The organism is Oleiphilus sp. HI0066 (assembly GCF_001635725.1).
Genome location: NZ_LWFH01001269.1, coordinates 1 through 1,606, shown reverse-complemented (window position 1 = coordinate 1,606; position 1,606 = coordinate 1). Strand labels below are relative to the sequence as shown.

General features: G+C 43.3%; 2 protein-coding genes. One reads left to right on the top strand and one right to left on the bottom strand.

Annotated elements, in window-relative coordinates; genetic code table 11:
• Nucleotides 1-625: cache domain-containing protein (locus A3738_RS18375; RefSeq protein ID WP_197473909.1), on the bottom strand; the 625-nt coding region annotated here is incomplete at its 3' end.
• A 67-nt stretch (nucleotides 626-692) separates the two neighbouring features.
• Between A3738_RS18375 and A3738_RS18370 the strand changes: the two genes are divergently transcribed.
• Entirely contained in the window at nucleotides 693-1,565 is an 873-nt protein-coding gene (locus tag A3738_RS18370) for a DMT family transporter (RefSeq protein ID WP_231876696.1), read from the top strand.
• The last annotated feature ends 41 nt before the right edge of the window (nucleotides 1,566-1,606 follow it).

Here is a 1,606-nt window from a genome sequence, read left to right as displayed (position 1 = left end):
CCTCTCCATCGACTAAATATACAAACCCATTTTCGCCGATTGAATAGTTTTGAATCAGCTTCGATAATTCCTCAACAGTAATACCGACGCCCGTCACCGCCTTGCCAGACTGAACACGATAGTTGACGAACAGGGTGAAGATTCCTGTGGTAGTATCTTGGTCTAAATCTAGGCTGAAAGTGTTTGGAGAGTCTAGGAAGCTATAAAGCCAGCCATCGTTTGCGCGACTAACGGATCGTAGAATACCTCCGCCAGTGTAATAGTTTTCAGATTCCGCTGAGACTAAGAAGCTAAATTTAGCGCCTGTGCTGGCTTGGATTTGCGCTAAATAGTTTGCCAGATCAGGTTGGCCATCAGCGCTTTCGCCTTGTTTTATCCAGTCATTAATATAGGCATTACTGGCCATATTTTTTGCTGTATTCAGCGGCAGGGCAATTTGAAGCTCAAGCTCGTTCGATAAACTAGATAATATGGCGGGGATTTCAGTTTCTCCGACGCGCTTTGTAGTACTAGAGCTCACCAAATAGTTAGTGATGAGCATAGATATTGCCATCGAAATAATAAGCGCTGAGCTCATGATAAGTATGAGCTTGTTTTTTATATTAAGTTGTTTCCAGCTGAACATTTTTTGTTCCTCATATTGTTCAACAGAAAGTATAGATGCATTTCAAAATTGAGAGAGCTAGATGCATATGAATTTTTCTATCGGATTGCGCTATATGCTTCTGAGCGCTTTGGGGTTCTCGTTGATGGCTGTTTGTGTAAAGCTGGCATTCGAGGATGGTATTCCAGTGCTACAAATTGTGGCAGCGCGAGCGCTGGTGTCTCTGCTCCTTAGCTACTTTTTTGCCAAGCGAAAAGGCTTGTCTGTTTTAGGGAGTCATCGAGGTCTATTGTTTGCGCGAGGTTTTGTTGGTGCAGTGGCCTTGCTTGCTGTATACAGTGCATTGACTCGTCTTCCTCTTGCCGAAGCCACGATGCTTCAATATTTACACCCTGTTTTCGTCGCAGTACTAGCTTTGTTTTTTTTAGCCGAGCGTTTTCATGCGTCTTTGTTGGGGAGCATCGTTTTGAGTCTTGTCGGCTTAATTTTGGTTGTTGAGCCAAGTTGGGTGCATGGAGGTAGTCTTACTCAACTCGATCAACTAGGCGTTATTTTTGCCTTGATTGGAGCATTCGGCAGTGCCATTGCTTATGTGCTGGTGCGAAAACTTAGTCACCTTGAAGACAGCTCCGTCATTATTTTTTATTTCCCCTTAATCGCTTTACCGTTTTCTCTTGTTGTATTAGGGAACGACTTTGTGGTGCCAGAGTCTTGGACAACGTATTTTGTTTTATTGGCCGTGGGGATATTTACTCAGATCGGTCAAGAGGGCTTAACAAAAGCGATGAAAACAGAAACTGCTGCGAGGGCAACGGCATTTTCTTATGTGCAGGTTGTTTTTTCCGTTATTTTTGGTTGGATGTTTTTTGCTGAAGTGCCGAGCATACTTGCAGTAGTCGGGGTTGTTTTGATTATGCTCGGTGCATTGTTAAATGTGATGCATAAGACCAAGGTTAGTTAAAGGATTTGTAGTGCGTTTGCATTCGATAGCCTTGATGGCAA